Annotated in this window: 16 protein-coding genes; 3 read left to right on the top strand and 13 right to left on the bottom strand. The window is 32.9% G+C overall.

The window, feature by feature from the left end; translation table 11 throughout:
* On the bottom strand, positions 1-1,829 hold a 1,829-nt coding region (locus tag ACFS5J_RS11145), incomplete at its 3' end, for a choice-of-anchor L domain-containing protein (RefSeq protein ID WP_379812249.1).
* A gap of 97 nt (positions 1,830-1,926) precedes the next feature.
* Between ACFS5J_RS11145 and ACFS5J_RS11140 the strand changes: the two genes are divergently transcribed.
* Positions 1,927-2,823 (top strand): NifU family protein, encoded by an 897-nt coding sequence (locus tag ACFS5J_RS11140; protein ID WP_379812247.1) that lies wholly within the window; start codon positions 1,927-1,929, stop codon positions 2,821-2,823.
* 70 nt (positions 2,824-2,893) lie between these two features.
* Here ACFS5J_RS11140 and ACFS5J_RS11135 read toward each other — a convergent pair whose 3' ends face one another.
* Both ACFS5J_RS11135 and ACFS5J_RS11130 read right to left on the bottom strand, forming a co-directional pair.
* A complete protein-coding gene (locus tag ACFS5J_RS11135) occupies positions 2,894-5,134 on the bottom strand; it encodes an inorganic phosphate transporter (RefSeq protein ID WP_379812245.1) in 2,241 nt (746 codons plus the stop codon).
* A gap of 73 nt (positions 5,135-5,207) precedes the next feature.
* Positions 5,208-6,425, bottom strand: a complete 1,218-nt coding sequence (locus ACFS5J_RS11130) for a porin (protein ID WP_379812244.1) — start codon at positions 6,423-6,425, stop codon at positions 5,208-5,210.
* Between the two features lie 408 nt (positions 6,426-6,833).
* Here ACFS5J_RS11130 and ACFS5J_RS11125 point away from each other — a divergent pair, with 408 nt between their 5' ends.
* On the top strand, positions 6,834-7,640 hold the full coding sequence (locus ACFS5J_RS11125) for a mechanosensitive ion channel family protein (RefSeq protein ID WP_379812242.1): 807 nt from the start codon (positions 6,834-6,836) through the stop codon (positions 7,638-7,640).
* A gap of 2 nt (positions 7,641-7,642) precedes the next feature.
* Here the strand turns inward: ACFS5J_RS11125 and tsaB are convergent, their stop codons facing one another.
* From tsaB to ACFS5J_RS11110, 3 genes are all read right to left on the bottom strand, one after another.
* Positions 7,643-8,302, bottom strand: coding sequence for a tRNA (adenosine(37)-N6)-threonylcarbamoyltransferase complex dimerization subunit type 1 TsaB (gene tsaB, locus ACFS5J_RS11120; protein ID WP_379812241.1), 660 nt, complete (start codon positions 8,300-8,302; stop codon positions 7,643-7,645).
* Between the two features lie 103 nt (positions 8,303-8,405).
* On the bottom strand, positions 8,406-9,707 hold the full coding sequence (locus tag ACFS5J_RS11115) for an efflux RND transporter periplasmic adaptor subunit (RefSeq protein WP_379812240.1): 1,302 nt from the start codon (positions 9,705-9,707) through the stop codon (positions 8,406-8,408).
* Between the two features lie 6 nt (positions 9,708-9,713).
* Positions 9,714-11,039, bottom strand: a complete 1,326-nt coding sequence (locus ACFS5J_RS11110; protein ID WP_379812239.1) for a TolC family protein — start codon at positions 11,037-11,039, stop codon at positions 9,714-9,716.
* 98 nt (positions 11,040-11,137) lie between these two features.
* Here ACFS5J_RS11110 and ACFS5J_RS11105 point away from each other — a divergent pair, with 98 nt between their 5' ends.
* On the top strand, positions 11,138-12,529 hold the full coding sequence (locus ACFS5J_RS11105; protein WP_379812238.1) for a DUF4403 family protein: 1,392 nt from the start codon (positions 11,138-11,140) through the stop codon (positions 12,527-12,529).
* Here ACFS5J_RS11105 and ACFS5J_RS11100 read toward each other — a convergent pair.
* From ACFS5J_RS11100 to ACFS5J_RS11070, 7 genes are all read right to left on the bottom strand, one after another.
* The gene (locus ACFS5J_RS11100; RefSeq protein WP_379812237.1) at positions 12,526-12,792 is read right to left on the bottom strand and encodes a hypothetical protein; all 267 of its coding nucleotides are present in this window, start codon (positions 12,790-12,792) and stop codon (positions 12,526-12,528) included. The two genes, ACFS5J_RS11105 and ACFS5J_RS11100, sit on opposite strands and share 4 nt — an antisense overlap.
* The gene (locus ACFS5J_RS11095) at positions 12,782-13,315 is read right to left on the bottom strand and encodes a DUF420 domain-containing protein (protein WP_379812236.1); all 534 of its coding nucleotides are present in this window, start codon (positions 13,313-13,315) and stop codon (positions 12,782-12,784) included. Before ACFS5J_RS11095 ends, ACFS5J_RS11100 begins: the two co-directional genes overlap by 11 nt.
* Position 13,316: 1 nt before the next feature.
* On the bottom strand, positions 13,317-13,991 hold the full coding sequence (locus tag ACFS5J_RS11090; protein WP_379812235.1) for an SCO family protein: 675 nt from the start codon (positions 13,989-13,991) through the stop codon (positions 13,317-13,319).
* A 12-nt stretch (positions 13,992-14,003) separates the two neighbouring features.
* Positions 14,004-14,708 carry a hypothetical protein gene (locus tag ACFS5J_RS11085; RefSeq protein WP_379812233.1) on the bottom strand — a complete coding sequence of 235 codons (705 nt, stop codon included), beginning with the start codon at positions 14,706-14,708 and terminating at the stop codon, positions 14,004-14,006.
* A 72-nt stretch (positions 14,709-14,780) separates the two neighbouring features.
* Complete coding sequence (locus tag ACFS5J_RS11080) at positions 14,781-15,131, bottom strand: cytochrome C oxidase subunit IV family protein (RefSeq protein ID WP_379812232.1); 351 nt, start codon at positions 15,129-15,131, stop codon at positions 14,781-14,783.
* A gap of 19 nt (positions 15,132-15,150) precedes the next feature.
* Positions 15,151-16,122 carry a cytochrome c oxidase subunit 3 gene (locus ACFS5J_RS11075; RefSeq protein WP_379812231.1) on the bottom strand — a complete coding sequence of 324 codons (972 nt, stop codon included), beginning with the start codon at positions 16,120-16,122 and terminating at the stop codon, positions 15,151-15,153.
* Between the two features lie 44 nt (positions 16,123-16,166).
* Entirely contained in the window at positions 16,167-16,754 is a 588-nt protein-coding gene (locus ACFS5J_RS11070) for a cytochrome c oxidase subunit 3 (RefSeq protein WP_379812230.1), read from the bottom strand.
* Between the last annotated feature and the right edge of the window lie 4 nt (positions 16,755-16,758).

Raw genomic sequence — 16,758 nt, 5'->3', positions numbered from 1 at the left:
TATGTAATAGTTGCTGTTCCAGCAGAAACTCCTGTAACAATTCCTGTTGCTGTATCAACTGTTGCAATAGCTGTATTACTTGAACTCCAAGTTCCTCCAGCATCTCCATCTGAAGTTATTCCCGTAACATCTCCAACACATATTGCTTGAACACCTGATAATGTTCCTGCATTTAAAGCCGCTGTAACCACTATTGTTCCTTGCTGAGATATATCAGCCGTACAACCTGAAGTTGTAACTGTATAATTAAAAGTACCTGCTTCTGTAGGTATACCACTAATTGTTAAAGTAAAATCTGTAGGATTAAAAACGCTTGTTAAACCTAAAGGCAACCCTGTAACTGTTACTCCTGTAGCTTCTCCTCCTGCTGTATATACAATATCTACGATAGCATCAGTCAAACAAATAATTTGATTGTCTGTACCAACAGCAGATGTCAAATCTAATTCACAAGGCGGTGGACAATCTTCAATTAAATTAAGAAAATCAAAATTACTACAAACCGTACCTGACAACGAAACATCTACTGCTACCATAGTATCACCCGACCAAACAAAACTAGTTGGATCTGCTATAGTAAATCCATTTGCATCTGTATACACGAAATCATACAACGTTGGATCATTTGGCGCAACGATAGCTGCTTCATATTGCGTTAAATCAAAAGGATTTGTTGTTGTACCACAATATGTTATATCGGGTTGTGGATTCCAAGGAACAGAAGCTCCAAAATTTACCTCGACAGTATCTTCAGTAGATGGATTTGTACACCCTGGAAAAAATACCTTTACTACCCATATTCCACTTTGACAAACATTCAACAAAGGAACTGTAGTAGTGGTTTGATAAACACCATCTAAAAACCATTCATAAATAAGTCCAAGTGAAGGATCAATTGGAGTATCAAATGATGGAATTAAATCTACACAGTTCGCATTATAACAAAAAAATCGATCATCACCTAAATCAACTTCAGGCACACCAAAACTACCTCCTTTTAAAAACACTCCAGAATCCAAAGCATTATCACTAACGTTTGCAATTGCAAGTTTAATATGATACGTTTGACCACACTGCACATTAGATTCTGCAATAAATGTAGTGGTCATACCATCATACTGAATGGTATTTGGATTTAACAATCCTGTATTGGGATCAATAAAAGTATCGTTACTCACGTAATATTGAGGATGTAGCGAACACGCTCCAGGGTTAACATTTCTAATTGACACTGGCAATGTTGTTCCAGGAATTAATGCAATATTTTTCGCATTATTCGTATAAGGGCCGGTTATACCAGGACCCGATAAGAAAAATCCAAAAACATCATTAAATGAAGAGCAGCTAAACTCAGGATATTCCTCCGAAGCAAAAACATACTCAAACTTAACAATACTACTGTTTGGCACAAAGTCAAACTCCAAAACCGCACAATTCCTTACGGTTTGTGTAACAAGAATATCCAAATCTGGATCATTCTGATATGGTGTCGTAGGAGTTGAAGACCTACTTCCTCCTTGAGTAAAAGGCGGTGTCCCAGAAGCATTAGTACCAATTTCCGCAACAAGACTTTTTCCTGTTGTTAACAAAACTCCTGTTTCAATACCCATTGGCGTAGATGCACCATTTGTGAATTTAGCTGCTTGCTCATTAGGAACTAAAGCAGCTACTGCGTTGTTATTAAACTTAACGTTCGAAATAACAACACCAGAACCCACAAGTTCATTAACAACCAATTGTTGAGGCGAAATTGACTGATTTGTCATTAATTGCGAAAATGCAATTACTGGCACAATCAAAAAAAGAAAATGAAGTATCTTTTTCATCATTTATGTAAATTTATAGTTGTTTTTATGATAATTTTAACTCCAAATATAATAAACGAAAACAAACTTTGTTTCGTATATTTGCACAAAACATAATAAAATGCTTAAAATTACAATAAAAAACACAAATAACCCTTCAATTGTTAAATTTGAGTTAAATGAATTCTTTTCGAAAAACCAAAATTTTGAATTCAAAAATATTGATGAAACCAAGAATTCTCCGTTAGCTAAAAAGCTTTTTTACCTCCCATTTGTTAAGACGGTCTATATGTCTGGGAATTTTGTTGCTATCGAGAAATTTTCAATTGTAGAATGGGAAGACGTACAAGAAGAGGTTGCAAAACAAATAGAAGATTTTATTAATTCAGGTCAAGAAATAGTAATCTTGGAAGAACAAAATAAAAAACAACCAATAACGGTTTATGCAGAAACCACTCCAAATCCTGCTGTATTAAAATTTGTATGCAATAAACTTTTAACCAAAACATTAATTGAATGTAAAAATATTGACCAAACACAAGCTTCACCTTTAGCCAAAGAGTTATTTAAATTCCCTTTTATAAAAGAAGTTTTCATTGATGAAAATTACATTTCGATTACCAAATTTGATATTGCTGAATGGGATGAAGTAACATTAGAAACTAGAACTTTCATTAAAGAATTCATTGAAAACGGTAACACTGTTGTAGATGAATCTTTAATTGTAAAAACAGAAACTCACCAAAAGCAACAAGACGAATATTTTGACAAACTTGATGTTACTTCACAACAAATCATCAACATCCTTGAAGAATATGTAAAACCAGCTGTACAAAGTGATGGAGGAAACATTATGTTTGATTCTTATAACGAAAACGAAAAACGCGTTAAAGTAATACTACAAGGTGCTTGTAGCGGATGCCCTTCTTCTACATTCACTCTTAAAAATGGCATCGAAAACATGTTAAAAGACATGTTAAAAGACAACGAAATAAAAGTCGAAGCTATCAACGCTTAATCTTTAAAAAATACAACAAAAAAAAGAGTGTCAATTATTTTGACACTCTTTTTTGTTTTAAACAATAGTATTATTTCTTACTTTCAACGTGTTTATTAAACTCTTGAAACATTTCTAACAAATTCATTGTAGCTTTAATCAAATCATTTGTTTCTAATAAGATCCCAAAATACAACTTACTATTTTTTGGACTGTTCTCTGTCGTTCTAATGCGAGTAATTTGCGCTTGAACTAAATCTGAAATGGTATGTAAAACTTTAGTTTTCTCAATCAACGCCTTGTTGATATTCTCGAATTTCTTACTATTAAAAATATCTTCAATATCTTTAAACAAAATTGAAATTTCTAACTCAATCGTTTTTAACTCACGCAATTGGTTAAACTTTAATTGCTTGTGATTGTTATTAATATGAGAATAACTGTTTTGTGCAATATAACTTGTCGATTGTACAATATCCTGAATATAACCTAAGATCAAAATATAGAATTTACTTGCCTCAACTGAAGTTTCATCTAAATTCTTGATAAAGTAATACACATTACTCTTCAACTCATCAACTTGTTTCTCCAGTTTCTTTACAGATTTTCTGTTCTCTTTTAAAGAAGGTAAATCTTGCAAGCTTAATCCAGCAACAATCTCGCTGTAAATTTTGTTTGTTTTACCAACAATTTTCGCAACTTGATCCGAACTCTCGTTAATTACCTCGTGAATTGTAACAATATCCTCACGGTTAAGCGTTTTCATCTCTTCTTTCTCTTGCATTTTTACTTTATGATGTTGGTTACTTCTGTAAAACAACACCGCAACTAAAATCATCAAACCAAAGAATGCATAAACTTCACCTATATATAAGGTATACGCTACCAAAGCTGATGCAATAAACGCAGCAATAGCTGTAAAGAACCACCCTCCAATTACATTTAAAACTCCTGCAATACGATATACTGCACTTTCTCTGTCCCAAGCTCTATCTGCAAAAGAAGACCCCATCGCTACCATGAAAGTAACATAAGTAGTTGAAAGAGGCAATTTCATAGAAGTCGCAATCGAAATTAAAACAGCAGCTACAACAAGGTTAACTGAAGCACGAACCATATCAAACATTGGCTGCTCACTTCTTTTTCCTTTGTATTCTATCGCCTCAAAACGTTTATCAATTTTCTCTTGTAATTGTTTTGGCATTAAAAAGCTAACACCATGTCCTAAATACATTGCACCTCTAACAATCAAACGAGAAAAAACATTTGAAGAATATTTCTCAGAACCTTCTGATTGACGTGATAAGTTTTGTTCTGTTTCCAAAACATTCATTGACTTCTTAGAAAACCAAAGTGTCGCCACCATAATTCCTCCTGCAATAATCAACAATAATGTTGGTGTAGAGACTTTTTCTGCTAACACGGACATTGCAAATCCAGATGCTGGAGCCCCAGAAGCAACCCATGCTTCGTATGATTGCCATGCCGCAATAGGCACACCAATAAAGTTAACTAAGTCATTACCCGCAAAAGCTAAAGCTAAAGCAAAAGTACCAACAATAATAATAATTTTATAAATGTCTTTCTTTAATCCTTTAACAATAACAAAAGAAACCATTGACCAAAAAACAAAACTGATTAATAAAATCAACGCTGTTTGATCTTTAAAAGATTTAACTGCCTTTTCTAAAGCGGTACCTTTTAATCCTTTGATAATAATGAAATACGTAATAGCAGCTAATGCAAATCCCCCAAATAACGCTCCTACCCACTTCGCTTTTTTCTCAAAGTTAAAGGTTAACAACATTCTTGAGAAATATTGTACAATTGCTCCTACAGTAAATGAAATTACTACCGAAAGTAGAATTCCAACTATAATTTCAGTTGCCTTTTCTGTATTGATATAATTAACAACTGTTGACAATGCATCTCCTTTAGACACAACTTTAACAACAGCCATTACCACAGCAGCACCTAATAATTCAAAAACTACCGAAACAGTTGTAGATGTAGGCATCCCTAGCGTGTTAAAGAAATCTAATAATAAAATATCGGTTATCATTACCGCCATGAATATTATCATGATTTCATCGAAATAAAACTCACTCGGTACAAATATACCTTTCCTCGCCACTTCCATCATCCCACTCGAAAACACTGCTCCAACAGCAACACCTAAACTAGCCACTATCAATATAGTACGCAAAGAAACTGCCTTAGAACCTATTGCAGAGTTCAAAAAATTTACTGCATCGTTACTTACTCCAACCATTAAGTCGATGGCTGCTAAAACAGCCAAAGCAACAAGCATAATGATATAAATCTGTTCCATTCTTTTTATTTATTTAAAACGGCGCAAAATTGTTACTTTTAAACAAGTCCTGCGTTAAGTTAATGTTATGATTTTAAAAATGTACATCTAATTGTAAACGCCACGTTACTTTGTCTGATCTATAAGTATCAGCCAAATAACTCACGTCTGTTTGAACTTTTAATTTGTGCCCAACGATAAACTTAGACAACCCTAAAGTATATTGTTCTTGTATTCCTTTATTTATAATATTTTTATCGAGCTCTAAATTAGTATATCTAAAAGCAACTTCATAATTATTTTTAAACAAATACCCTCCTTGTAGATTAAGTGCGTCCCCTATCTGAACAATATCACCTGTTAAAGTACCATCTGAGTTCTTTGCGATTGGATCATCAGCATCTCTATTTGCATATTCGCCCATAAATGAAAACCCTTTATACTTAAATACCGCATCAACAAATAAAGTAGTAATATCTGTTTCGTGATACCCAATATCATTCACCATATAAGTCCCTTGATTTGAACGTGTTCTTACAGCTTTATTATTGAAATCATAGGTAGAAGCAAGAGACAATTTCGGTTTTGGTTCTCTTACTAAATCCGAACCTGAATAATCTCCATCTTTAGTAAAAGATCCAAAAGGCAATACTTCAATTCGAGCAGTATACATATTCCCTCCTAAGTTCCCCGTAACAACGTTACGCCCTTCTCCTTGAGAGAAAGCTACTTTTTCTCGAATTAAAAAATTAGTTCCTAATGTAAAATGGTGACGCAATTGCACTCCCATATCGCGATCGATATTAAACACCCCATTTAATAACGAACGATCTACCAACTGAAGGTTAGCCGAAGAAATTACACGTTCCACATTTCCAGGCAATTTGGTTTGACCTGCCCATAATGTAAGATTTTTATAAAAATTCCACATTACAACAGCATCCATTATATAACGTGGAGTATTTGCCGTATAAACCGAAGTTCCAGACATGTCAGAGTTTGAAAGACCAAGTTCAACCTTATACTCAAACTGAGGATCATAAACAAATCCATCCAATTTGATACGAGAACGACGAACCATAAAACCGTGTGTACCGTTCTGTATATGATTGATTTGATCATTAGAAGCATCCCAATTCGCTGCAGAAAGTAATTGCATACGAAACGCCATCTTCATACTCCAAGTACTGTCTTTACCAACAATATTGAAGATTCCTTTTCCAAATTTAGGTGCTTTCACCTCTCCTTCTTGAGAAAAGATCATAGTGGTAAACAACAAGAATAACCCTGCTGCTTTTAACTTAATGTTCATGTATTATTCTTTTAGTTTTTTGTCGGTGCAAAGAAATAAACACTATGTTAAGCTAATGTTAACCAAACATAAAGATACAATTAAAAAAAACTGCCTGGCCAAGGCAGTTTAAATTCAGGAATCCATTGACAAAAAACTAAATACAGATTACATGAATGTTCATTTTAAAATGTTTTACAAAAAAACAATTCTATTTTTAAGTTATCGTAAACCCGGTGTTACTAAAAGTTTATATAAAAGAAACCGCAATATTATCAATATTATCAAACTGTAACACATAAAAACATAACGCACAGATTTGAAACTCGTTAATAAATTTTTAACACTTATACACTTTATAAAAAATTCAGCTAATTTTTATTTTTATAGATTAATAGTAGCTTTGTAATGAATTAAAAAAACAAAAATATGGATATTGAAAAATGGACCTCTAAAGGAATTGAACTAGCAACAGATTATGGTTTACGTGTAATAGGCGCAATTGCAATTTACTTAATTGGTAGCTGGTTCTTTAAAAAGTTAATAATCGCCGCGAAAAAAATAATGGTAAAAAGAGAAGTTGAAGAGAGTCTTCAAAAATTTCTTCTTAACCTATTAAATTGGTCGCTTAAAATATTATTAATCATTGCTATTTTAGCAAAACTTGGAGTTGAAACAACTTCTTTTGCAGCTATATTAGCCGCGGCTGGTTTGGCGGTTGGTATGGCATTACAAGGTTCGTTAGGTAATTTCGCTGGCGGAGTATTAATTATGCTTTTTAAACCATTCAAAATAGGCGACTTGATTGAAGCACAAGGCGAAACTGGAGTTGTTAAAGAGATTGAAATTTTCACAACCAAACTTATCGGTCTTTCAAATAAAGAAATTATTCTTCCAAACGGTTCTTTATCAAATGGGACTATCATTAACTATTCAACACAAGGAACACGCCGCGTTGACTTAGTTTTTGGCGTTAGTTATGACACCGACATCAAACATGCAAAAGAAGTATTGACACAGGTATTAACTTTGAATCCTAAAGTTTTAAAAGATCCAGCACCATCTGTGAATGTTTTAGAACTAGCTGATAGCTCTGTTAATTTCGCTGTTAGGCCATGGGTTAAATCAGAGGACTATTGGGAAGTATATTTTGGAATAACTGAAAATGTAAAACAAGCGCTTGATGCAGCAGGTATTGAAATTCCTTATCCACATCAAGTTGAAATTCAAAAATAAAATTATTTATTCAAGACAAAATCTTTCAAATAATAAGGTTCAAAATAAGCGACATCTACAAAGTCGCTTTTTTTGTACTTATTAAAAGACAAAACGCCCATTTCTTGCGCAGAAGGGAAAACCGCTTCGTCATGATATACAAAGTTATCTGCGGTCAAAATTGTTTTAAATTTTGATGCCCCATCACCTAATAAATGAATCGTTTCATTAAGATCATTGTACGATTCTTCATTTATAATTTCTGCTTGAATAGCCCTTATCTTATTAAAATCTTTATCAAAAATAGCTGTATAGACTTCCATACGTCTGGCATCAATCATAGGAATGACAACTCCATTTTCTATTGAAATTTTACGTGCTAATACTTCTAATGTATCGACTGCAATTAATGGTATATTTAAGGCATAACATAATCCTTTTGCCGAAGAAACTCCAATTCTTAAACCAGTATATGATCCAGGTCCTTGACTAACAGCTACAGCATCTACATCTTGAAATGTTATTTTATTTTCCTCTAAAAGAGCAACTATAAACACGTGAAGCTTTTCAGCATGTGAAAAATTTTCTTCTGCAATTTCTTTTATTGCAATCACTTCTCCTTCTCTTGCCAAAGCAACAGAACAGTTCTTAGTTGCTGTCTCAATATTTAAAATAAAACCCATTTCCTATAAATTAATACGCAAAAATACAAAGTTTAAAGATAGGGTTATAACAAAAAAGCACGAATAAAATCCGTGCCCTTTCTTCCCAAAACTAAATAAATCTCTATTTTTTATTCTTAGAATCACCTTCTACTTTCACTTTATCATTTGACGACAACTCTTTTGAAACCATTGTATAAGGCCCTGTAATAATCTCCTCTCCTTTCTTCAAGCCAGAAACAATTTCAATATTTGTATCGTCTTGAATACCAGTTTTAACAACACGAAGTTTTGCCATACCACCTTCTTTTACAAAAACACATTCAAATTTTTGATCCAATGCGTAAGTTCCTTTACTTTTCTTTTCTTCATCTTCCAATTCTACCAAAATGTCTTTTTTAGCCGAAACAGTATCTTCTTTAATGACTACTGCACTAATAGGCACACCTATAATATTCTCTTTACGCTTAGTAATTATATCAACAGTTGCAGTCATACCTGGACGGAATGGAGAATAGTTTACTGGTTTCCCTTCTAATAAATCCATGTAAGATTCTTTTAAAATTCGAACCTTAACTTTAAAATTAGTCACCTGATCCGCTGTTAAAGCTGTACTAGCCGAATTTGATATACTGGTTACAATACCTTTGAATTCTTTTTTCAAATATGCATCAACCTCAATAGTTGCAGAGTCTCCAATACTTACTTTCACTATATCATTTTCGTTAACATCTACTTCAACTTCCATGTTATTTAAGTTGGCTACGCGTAAAATTTCAGTACCTGCCATTTGTTGCGTCCCCAAAACACGTTCTCCTAACTCAACAGAAAGCAAAGAAATTGTTCCATCAGCAGGCGCATAAATAGTTGTACGACCTAAATTGTCTTTTGCTTCTGTTAAAGTAGCTGATGCACTTTGTACGTTGTAATATGCCGATTGTTTACTCGCAATTGCAACTTCATAACTTGAAACTACTTTATCCCACTCCGATTTTGAAATAATACCTTTATCAAAAAGTACTTTATTTCTATCGTAATTAGCTTTTGCTTCTTTCACTTGAGCTTCTGCCTGATTTAAGCCCGCTTTAGTAGTTGACAAAGTTGCTGCCGTTCTATTTACTCCCGAAACATAGATGTCGGGATTGATGCGTACCAATAAATCGCCCTTTTTAACTTGCTGCCCTTCTTTTATAGGCAAATCAATAATTTCTCCCGAAACTTCCGAAGAAATTTTAACTTCTATTTCGGGTTGAATTTTACCAGTTGCAGAAACCGTTTCTACAATTTTCATAGTTTCAGCTTTTTTAACTTCAACTATTTTCTGATTCTCATTATTACCAATAACACCAGCCTTTTTAAGCCCTATAAGTGCTACAATCAAAATAATTACAGCTCCTGAAATTATATAAATATTTTTTTTAGACATAGTATATTAATTGTTTTGTATTAATGGTATTCCGAAATAGAATTCTAAAATTTTAGTCTTAAAAATGTACTCGTATTTATTACGCAAAGCATCAATCTGAGCGTTTTGCAAAGCTAATGTTGATTGAGAAAAATCGAAAGCATTCATCAATCCAACATCATAACGCTCTTTGGAAAAATTGTACGCTTGTTGACGAGCTTCAACGGTTTTTTGAGCCGCTTCAAAAGTTTTGCGTGCATTAATAACATCATTGTATGCTTGATATACATTACGTTCTAAATCCAGTTCTGCTTGCGATAATTGTATTTCAGCTTTCTCCTGATTGATCTTTGCTCTTTGAACGCGCCCACGAGTTGAGAAACCATTTAAAATAGGCACATTTAGCTGCAATCCAATTGCAGTACCATCAAAAAGTGATAACTGATCCGCAAAATTAAAAGGTGTACTTTCCGACCATCTGGTATTATAACCCAAAAATCCGGATAGGGTAGGCAAATATGACGAACGCGAGATAGAAACATCTTTTTTAGCAACTTCTACATTGGAAAGCGCTACTTTTAAATCATATACTGACTCTTTAGCTTTTACCAAAATACTCTCCGGCGTCTCACTTTCCAAACCAAAAGTCTCTGGCACATCCATTTCCTCGTCAACAATATCAAAAGTGCTATAATTTTCAAGCATCAAGGTTTGACAAAGTGAAATTTTAGAAATTAATAAAGTATTCTGTGTTGCGATAATTTGCTGTTCTTCACCAGCATTAGTGGCTTCTAATTCATAAATATCACCTGCTGGTAGAACTCCTGCTGCAATTAACTCTTTGGTACGCTGAATGTTTTCTTTAGTAATGCTATTTTGATTTTCCAATACTTTCAATTGCTGCTTGTTGAATACTATTTGCAAATACGAATTAGCAACTGAAAGCGCAATATCATCTTTCATTTTATCCAAACGATAAGTATTCGCAATTTTATTCATTTTAGAACGTTGCAAGTTTTTCCAATTTGCAAGACCTCTAAAAATTGCAATACTAGAATTGGCAGATGCTGAAAACGATTTAAACGTTTGATTTTCGAACTGATTGGTTGCAGGGTTAATATTTGCTCCAGTATTGATACTGTAATTTGCATTCGCATTTAAGGTTGGTAAAAAACCACCTATTGCTTCCAGTTTCTCAACTTCAGAGACACTTAAATCCAGTTCAGATGACTGAATTGAAATATTATGTTGCACTGCATAATCAACACATTCTTGAAGGGTCCATTTTTTATCTTGAGCCGAAAGTTGAAGGCTCAAAAAAAATAGCAAAAAGAATACTTTTCTGATTATCATTTGTGACAATTTACTTATGTTTTTACTATAAGACCAAAAACGCAAGATTTTGTTACAACTAATGTTTAAAATTTTATTTTTACTTAAATTTTAAACTTATGAAGTGGATTTTAATCATTTTAATAATTTTTGGGATTGTTCTATTCTTCACTAGTTGTAGTACAACACAAAAAATAGCAACCCTAAAACCTGAAGCGACTAGTAACAGTCCTATTCTATATAAAACCAAAACTTCCTTTGTTGCACTCCCCGTTGAAATCACGTTAAAGGATATCGAAAAGCAACTAAACCAAAGCATAAAGGGACTTATCTACAACGATTCGATATTGAAAGATGACAATTCCGAAATGAAAATCTGGAAAACTGAAAACATTACACTTACAGAAAAAGAAGGCAATATAATTTCTAAAATTCCGCTAAAAATTTGGTTAAAAGTCAAATATGGAACTGATTTTTTAGGCTTAAATGACACCAAGGAACTTTATCTGGATGGAGTCGTATCACTTAAAAGTAAGGCACATTTAACCAATTGGAAACTTACCACCACATCTTCCATTACAGAATTAAAATGGAATGAAAGTCCAAGCGTTGTAATTGCTGGAAAAACCGTACCTATAACCTATTTGGTAAACCCAACTATTTCATTATTTAAAACACGTCTAGCAAAAGAAATAGATACTATCATTGACAAAAATTGCGACTTTAAACCTCATGTTATGGATGCTATCGAAAAGATAAGCACTCCTTTCCAGGCAAACAAAGAATACAGCGTTTGGTTCAAGATAATTCCGAAAGAACTATATGTTACCGAAGCTGTGCTAGAACAACAAAAAATAGCACTACAAATGGGCCTCAAATGCAACATTCAAACCGTTGTGGGGCAAGAACCCAAAAACATTTTTCAAAGAGATGATCTTGTCTTAAAACCAGTAAGCAAAATGCCTGACAACAGCAACATTGCAATAGCTGCGATTTCAACATTTAAAAGTGCATCCAAAATTATTACCACAAACTTTAAAGGTATGGAATTTGGTTCAGGTGGTAAAAAAATAAAAATCGAAAAAGTAAACATTTGGCAAAAAGACAATAAAGTAATTGTTGCACTTGATGTCTCTGGTTCAATAACAGGAGCCATTTACTTATCCGGCTACCCAAGTTACAACACAATAACCAAAGAGATTTTCTTCGATCAATTAGACTATGTATTAGACACCAAAAATGTACTAATTAAATCAGCTAGTTGGTTTGCTCAAGGAACCATTTTAAAGAAAATTCAAGAATCTTGTCGCTATTCAATAGCAGAAAATTTAGAAAATGCTAAGAAAAACATGGAATACTATTTAAACAATTATTCCCCTGTAAAAGGAGTATATATAAAGGGTAATATGAATCAGTTTGAGTTTGAAAAAATTGAATTAAACGATAATGCCATCATTGCATTTTTAAGCACTTCCGGAAAAATCAAAATAGCGATAGATGGTATGGATTAAACCTCCAAAGTTTCTTTCTTAGCGTATTTTATACGATAAATTGCATAACCTGCAGCTCCAACTAAAATATATGGTATTACCATCAAGTAAACAATCCCATCGTTTATAGCTTCTGCCTTCACTCCTCCCTCTTCACTTTCAAGTGCTGCACGACACATCGCGCACTGTGCTTGCGAAAAGAATGTAGACAAGAAAAAAACCACAGCTAAAAAAGCTTTAGTTTTCAACTTGTCCAACAAAATATAGATTGTATTAGTAACCATAATAAGGAGAAATCATCAAATAAACTATTACTCCTGTAACCGCCACGTATAACCAAATTGGAAACGTTATTTTTCCAATCCTTTTGTGTTTGTCAAAACGAGTAGCAAGTGCCTTTACATACGTAATTAAAACCAAAGGAATAATAGCAATTGACAAAACTATGTGAGTAATTAAAATAAAGTAGTATAACAATTTATAGTCACCTAAATAAGCTGTAGCATCAGCCGACATATGATAGGCCACATACATCAATAAAAAAGCAACGGAACAACCAATTGCCGACTTCATTAATATTTCATGCAAATTACGATTCCCTCTTTTTATTGCAATAATTGCAACAACTAGAAAAACAGCTGTCATTCCATTCATTGTTGCATAAATTGGCGGTAAAAAATAAAAAGGGGCAACATCTATACCCAAACGCTTGAAACTAACTCCAAATAAAGCTGCAACCGCCAAGGGAATTACAACAGATAATACCGTTATTAATTTATTATACTTGGTTTCAATATTATTCTCCATCTTATTCTTGTAATAATTTTTTAATATCTTCTTTTAATGCTAAAATACCCGATTCTTCAAGTCCGTCATAATACAAAATTGGGTTACCAAAATCGTCTTTACGACAACGAATATTCCCTTTTTTATCAACTAAAGCAAACAAACCAGAATGCTCGAAGCCTCCATTGACTTGTCCATTTTCTCCGGCATACATATTAAATCCTTTATTGGCTAGTGAAAATATATATGATTTATCCCCTGTCAAAAAACTCCAGTTTTTATGCGTAACACCTAAAAATTCCGCATGTTGTTTAAGCACTTTAGGAGAATCAAACTCCGGATTAATTGTTATAGATACAATACCAAAATCATCATGTGATTGGAATTCTTTCTCTAAAATCAACATATTCTGATTCATTTTAGGACATATCGTAGGACAAGTCGAAAAGAAAAATTCTATTACATGTACTTTCCCTAAATAGTCTTTATCTGTAACCTTTACACTATCTTGATTTATTAACTCAAAACTTGGTGCTGAACCTATTTCAAATAAATCAGATTCTTTACCCGAAATTTTATTCAAACGATTTCCATCCAAAACTCCTCCATGCGATAAACGATCAATAATTTTAGGAATTACCAAAATTCCAAAAATAAGTACTATGAATGATACCCCTATAAATGATTTACTCTTCATCTAATTATTACTTTAGTCTGTAACAGTTTGTTCTACTTCATTTGTAATTTTATCTCTAAACTCGTCTTTACGCTTATTGTTCTTTTTTAAAGCCAAACGATATTCTCTTAAAATGATTTTCACATCATCAGACATATCATTGTGTAAAGCAGCTGCAGAAATTGTATTATAGCTTTCCATATACTCTTCAATACCTGCTTTATTTTTACCCTTACGACCTCTATGATTGATTTCTTTATCTAAAATAATAACGGAAGGTGTAGCAGTTTGCTTATCCAAATTACCTACCAAGTGAAAGGTTTTGTAATAGTCCTGAATAGCTTCAGGAGATGCGAAAACAAACTTCCAACCACTTAAATCTTTAGAAAGAGGTTCCATTTTTTTCATCACTTCAGCAATTGCATCTTGCTGTCCATCACAAACCACCATAACCATTTGGAAATCTTTAAACCCGAAGTATTTATTATAAATCTTCTGATTCAAGTTAAACATTCCTCCTTTTGCCTTTTCTACATCTGAACCTAAAAATCCAAGAATAGTAATTTTGTCTTGTAATTTAACTGTATCACCCGACAATGACTTCCAATCTTGAGGCAACTCTTGATTCGCTTTGGAAATATAAGGCAAAAACATTGCATTATGTTTCGCCGATGCAAATATGAGATAGGTTACAATCGGAAAAACCAATAACAAGATCAAAACAACTTTATTTTTCATCAGATAAAAATTAATGGTGCAAAAATAAAAAAAATCCCGCTAAAAGCGGGATTAATTATATATAAGCTGATGTTAAAATATCCATTTTAAATGTCCTGTTTTGAAAACTTCAAAAACATAATCTCCTTCAACAAGAACTATAAAACATAAATACAAAATCAAAAATACTAATGGACCTACAATTGACCATCTAAAACCTCCTTTTTCACCTTCTAAGTGCATAAAAGCCCACATAATGTAATAAGCCTTAACTAATGTAAGAATAATGAAAATCCAGTTCAATAAACTAGTACTTAAAAAATGAACTCTGAATAAAGAGTCTGGTTTCACAATACCTAAAGCTACTTCAACTGTTGTGATTACAGATAGGATTCCAAAAACAACCCAAATTCTTTTTGTATTTGATTCGTGTGCGTGTGCCATGATACTATACTTTTATTAATTATACTAAGTAGAAGAATGTAAATACAAACACCCATACTAAATCTACAAAGTGCCAATACAATCCTACTTTTTCAACCATTTCATAACTCTTTCTCTTCTCATAAGTACCTAACAATACATTAAAGAAAATGATTATGTTAATTAATACTCCTGAAAATACGTGGAATCCGTGGAAACCTGTAATAAAGAAGAAGAAATTTCCAAACAATTTATGACCGTATTCATTTCGAACTAAGTTTGCCCCTTCTACTACATATTTAGCTTCTTCAATACGTTTTAAAGATTCTTCTCTAGACAAAACAACTTTTTGCTTATCTTTAATAAATTCAGAACGGATTAAAATATCTGGATTCGCTTTAAACCCTTCAACCACTTCATTCACAGAAAACGATGGTAAAGAAGATTCCGACATAAACCAAACTCCTTTGTCTCTTGACAAATGTTCTCTTTCTTCAGGTAAAACTTTTGCAAAATCTGCTAATGCAACTCTCTTACCTTCTTTATCCACAAACTGAAGCATTGAACCTCCTGTTGTTTCTAAAGCACCAAATTCACCTTTAATAAAGTTTTTCCACTCCCAAGCTTGTGAACCAAGGAAAATAAAACCACCAATAATGGTTAAAAACATATAAAAAGCTACTGCACTTTTCTTCATTTGATGACCAGCATCAACAGCCAAAACCATAGTTACAGAAGAAAAAATCAGAATAAAAGTCATTAACGCTACATAATACATAGGCGCATCAACACCATGTAAAAAAGGAAAGTGTGTAAAAACTTCGTCTGCAATAGGCCAAGTTTCGATAAATTTAAATCTTGAAAAACCGTATGCCGCAAGAAACCCAGAAAATGTCAAGGCATCTGATAAAATGAAATACCACATCATCATTTTACCATAAGTTGCACCTAATGGTCCTGGTCCTCCATCTAATAAAGCGTGATCGTCATGTGTAGTAACTGTCGCTCCCATAAAAATTTAATTGTTAAAAAGTTCCCAAATTTATTACTTTTTTTCTATTTGAAAAAATAGAAAAATAAAAACAAATATACCCAAATAAAATCCATAAAGTGCCAATACATTGCACTTAGTTCAATACCAAGGGTTTGAACTGAATTGTATTTTTGTTTATAATGATTATAAATTACAACCAAAAGCGAAATAAACCCTCCTAACAAGTGTAATAAATGTACCAAAACGACAATATATAAAAACGAAGTCGTCACATTACTCTCACTACCTGTAAAGAAATATCCATTTGCAATTACTTGTCCAAATCCTTTAAACTGCAAAACAACAAATAAAGCACCCAACACCAAAGTCACCCACAACATAACTGTTGCCATACTTCTATTATTGTTTCTTACTGAACGTAATGCCATATAAAATGTTGCACTACTCATAATCATCGCTAAGGTACTAAATAAAAAAGCACTTGGCAATACAAAATCACTCAACCAATCTGGTCTTGATTTACTTACAACATAAGCACTTGTCAATCCAGCAAAGATCATAAGTATACTGATCATTCCAAATACCAACATCATCTTATAAGCACGCCCTTTACGGCTTTCGTGCTCTTCAATCGTCATTTTTTGTTCCATAGTC

Source organism: Flavobacterium chuncheonense, assembly GCF_042686145.1.
Taxonomy (GTDB): Bacteria; Bacteroidota; Bacteroidia; order Flavobacteriales; family Flavobacteriaceae; genus Flavobacterium; species Flavobacterium chuncheonense.
This window is presented reverse-complemented; position numbering and strand designations above follow the sequence as displayed.

Excerpts from the sequence above, each read along its gene's own strand:
- ACFS5J_RS11070 (WP_379812230.1), bottom strand. The coding sequence starts at position 16,754 with ATGGAACAAAAAATGACGATTGAAGAGCACGAAAGCCGTAAAGGGCGT.
- ACFS5J_RS11090 (WP_379812235.1), bottom strand. The coding sequence starts at position 13,991 with ATGAAGAGTAAATCATTTATAGGGGTATCATTCATAGTACTTATTTTT.
- ACFS5J_RS11130 (WP_379812244.1), bottom strand. The coding sequence starts at position 6,425 with ATGAACATTAAGTTAAAAGCAGCAGGGTTATTCTTGTTGTTTACCACT.
- ACFS5J_RS11135 (WP_379812245.1), bottom strand. The coding sequence starts at position 5,134 with ATGGAACAGATTTATATCATTATGCTTGTTGCTTTGGCTGTTTTAGCA.
- ACFS5J_RS11100 (WP_379812237.1), bottom strand. The coding sequence starts at position 12,792 with ATGGTTACTAATACAATCTATATTTTGTTGGACAAGTTGAAAACTAAA.
- ACFS5J_RS11075 (WP_379812231.1), bottom strand. The coding sequence starts at position 16,122 with ATGGGAGCGACAGTTACTACACATGACGATCACGCTTTATTAGATGGA.
- ACFS5J_RS11095 (WP_379812236.1), bottom strand. The coding sequence starts at position 13,315 with ATGGAGAATAATATTGAAACCAAGTATAATAAATTAATAACGGTATTA.
- ACFS5J_RS11115 (WP_379812240.1), bottom strand. The coding sequence starts at position 9,707 with ATGTCTAAAAAAAATATTTATATAATTTCAGGAGCTGTAATTATTTTG.
- ACFS5J_RS11080 (WP_379812232.1), bottom strand. The coding sequence starts at position 15,131 with ATGGCACACGCACACGAATCAAATACAAAAAGAATTTGGGTTGTTTTT.
- ACFS5J_RS11110 (WP_379812239.1), bottom strand. The coding sequence starts at position 11,039 with ATGATAATCAGAAAAGTATTCTTTTTGCTATTTTTTTTGAGCCTTCAA.
- ACFS5J_RS11085 (WP_379812233.1), bottom strand. The coding sequence starts at position 14,708 with ATGAAAAATAAAGTTGTTTTGATCTTGTTATTGGTTTTTCCGATTGTA.
- ACFS5J_RS11125 (WP_379812242.1), top strand. The coding sequence starts at position 6,834 with ATGGATATTGAAAAATGGACCTCTAAAGGAATTGAACTAGCAACAGAT.
- tsaB (WP_379812241.1), bottom strand. The coding sequence starts at position 8,302 with ATGGGTTTTATTTTAAATATTGAGACAGCAACTAAGAACTGTTCTGTT.
- ACFS5J_RS11105 (WP_379812238.1), top strand. The coding sequence starts at position 11,138 with ATGAAGTGGATTTTAATCATTTTAATAATTTTTGGGATTGTTCTATTC.
- ACFS5J_RS11140 (WP_379812247.1), top strand. The coding sequence starts at position 1,927 with ATGCTTAAAATTACAATAAAAAACACAAATAACCCTTCAATTGTTAAA.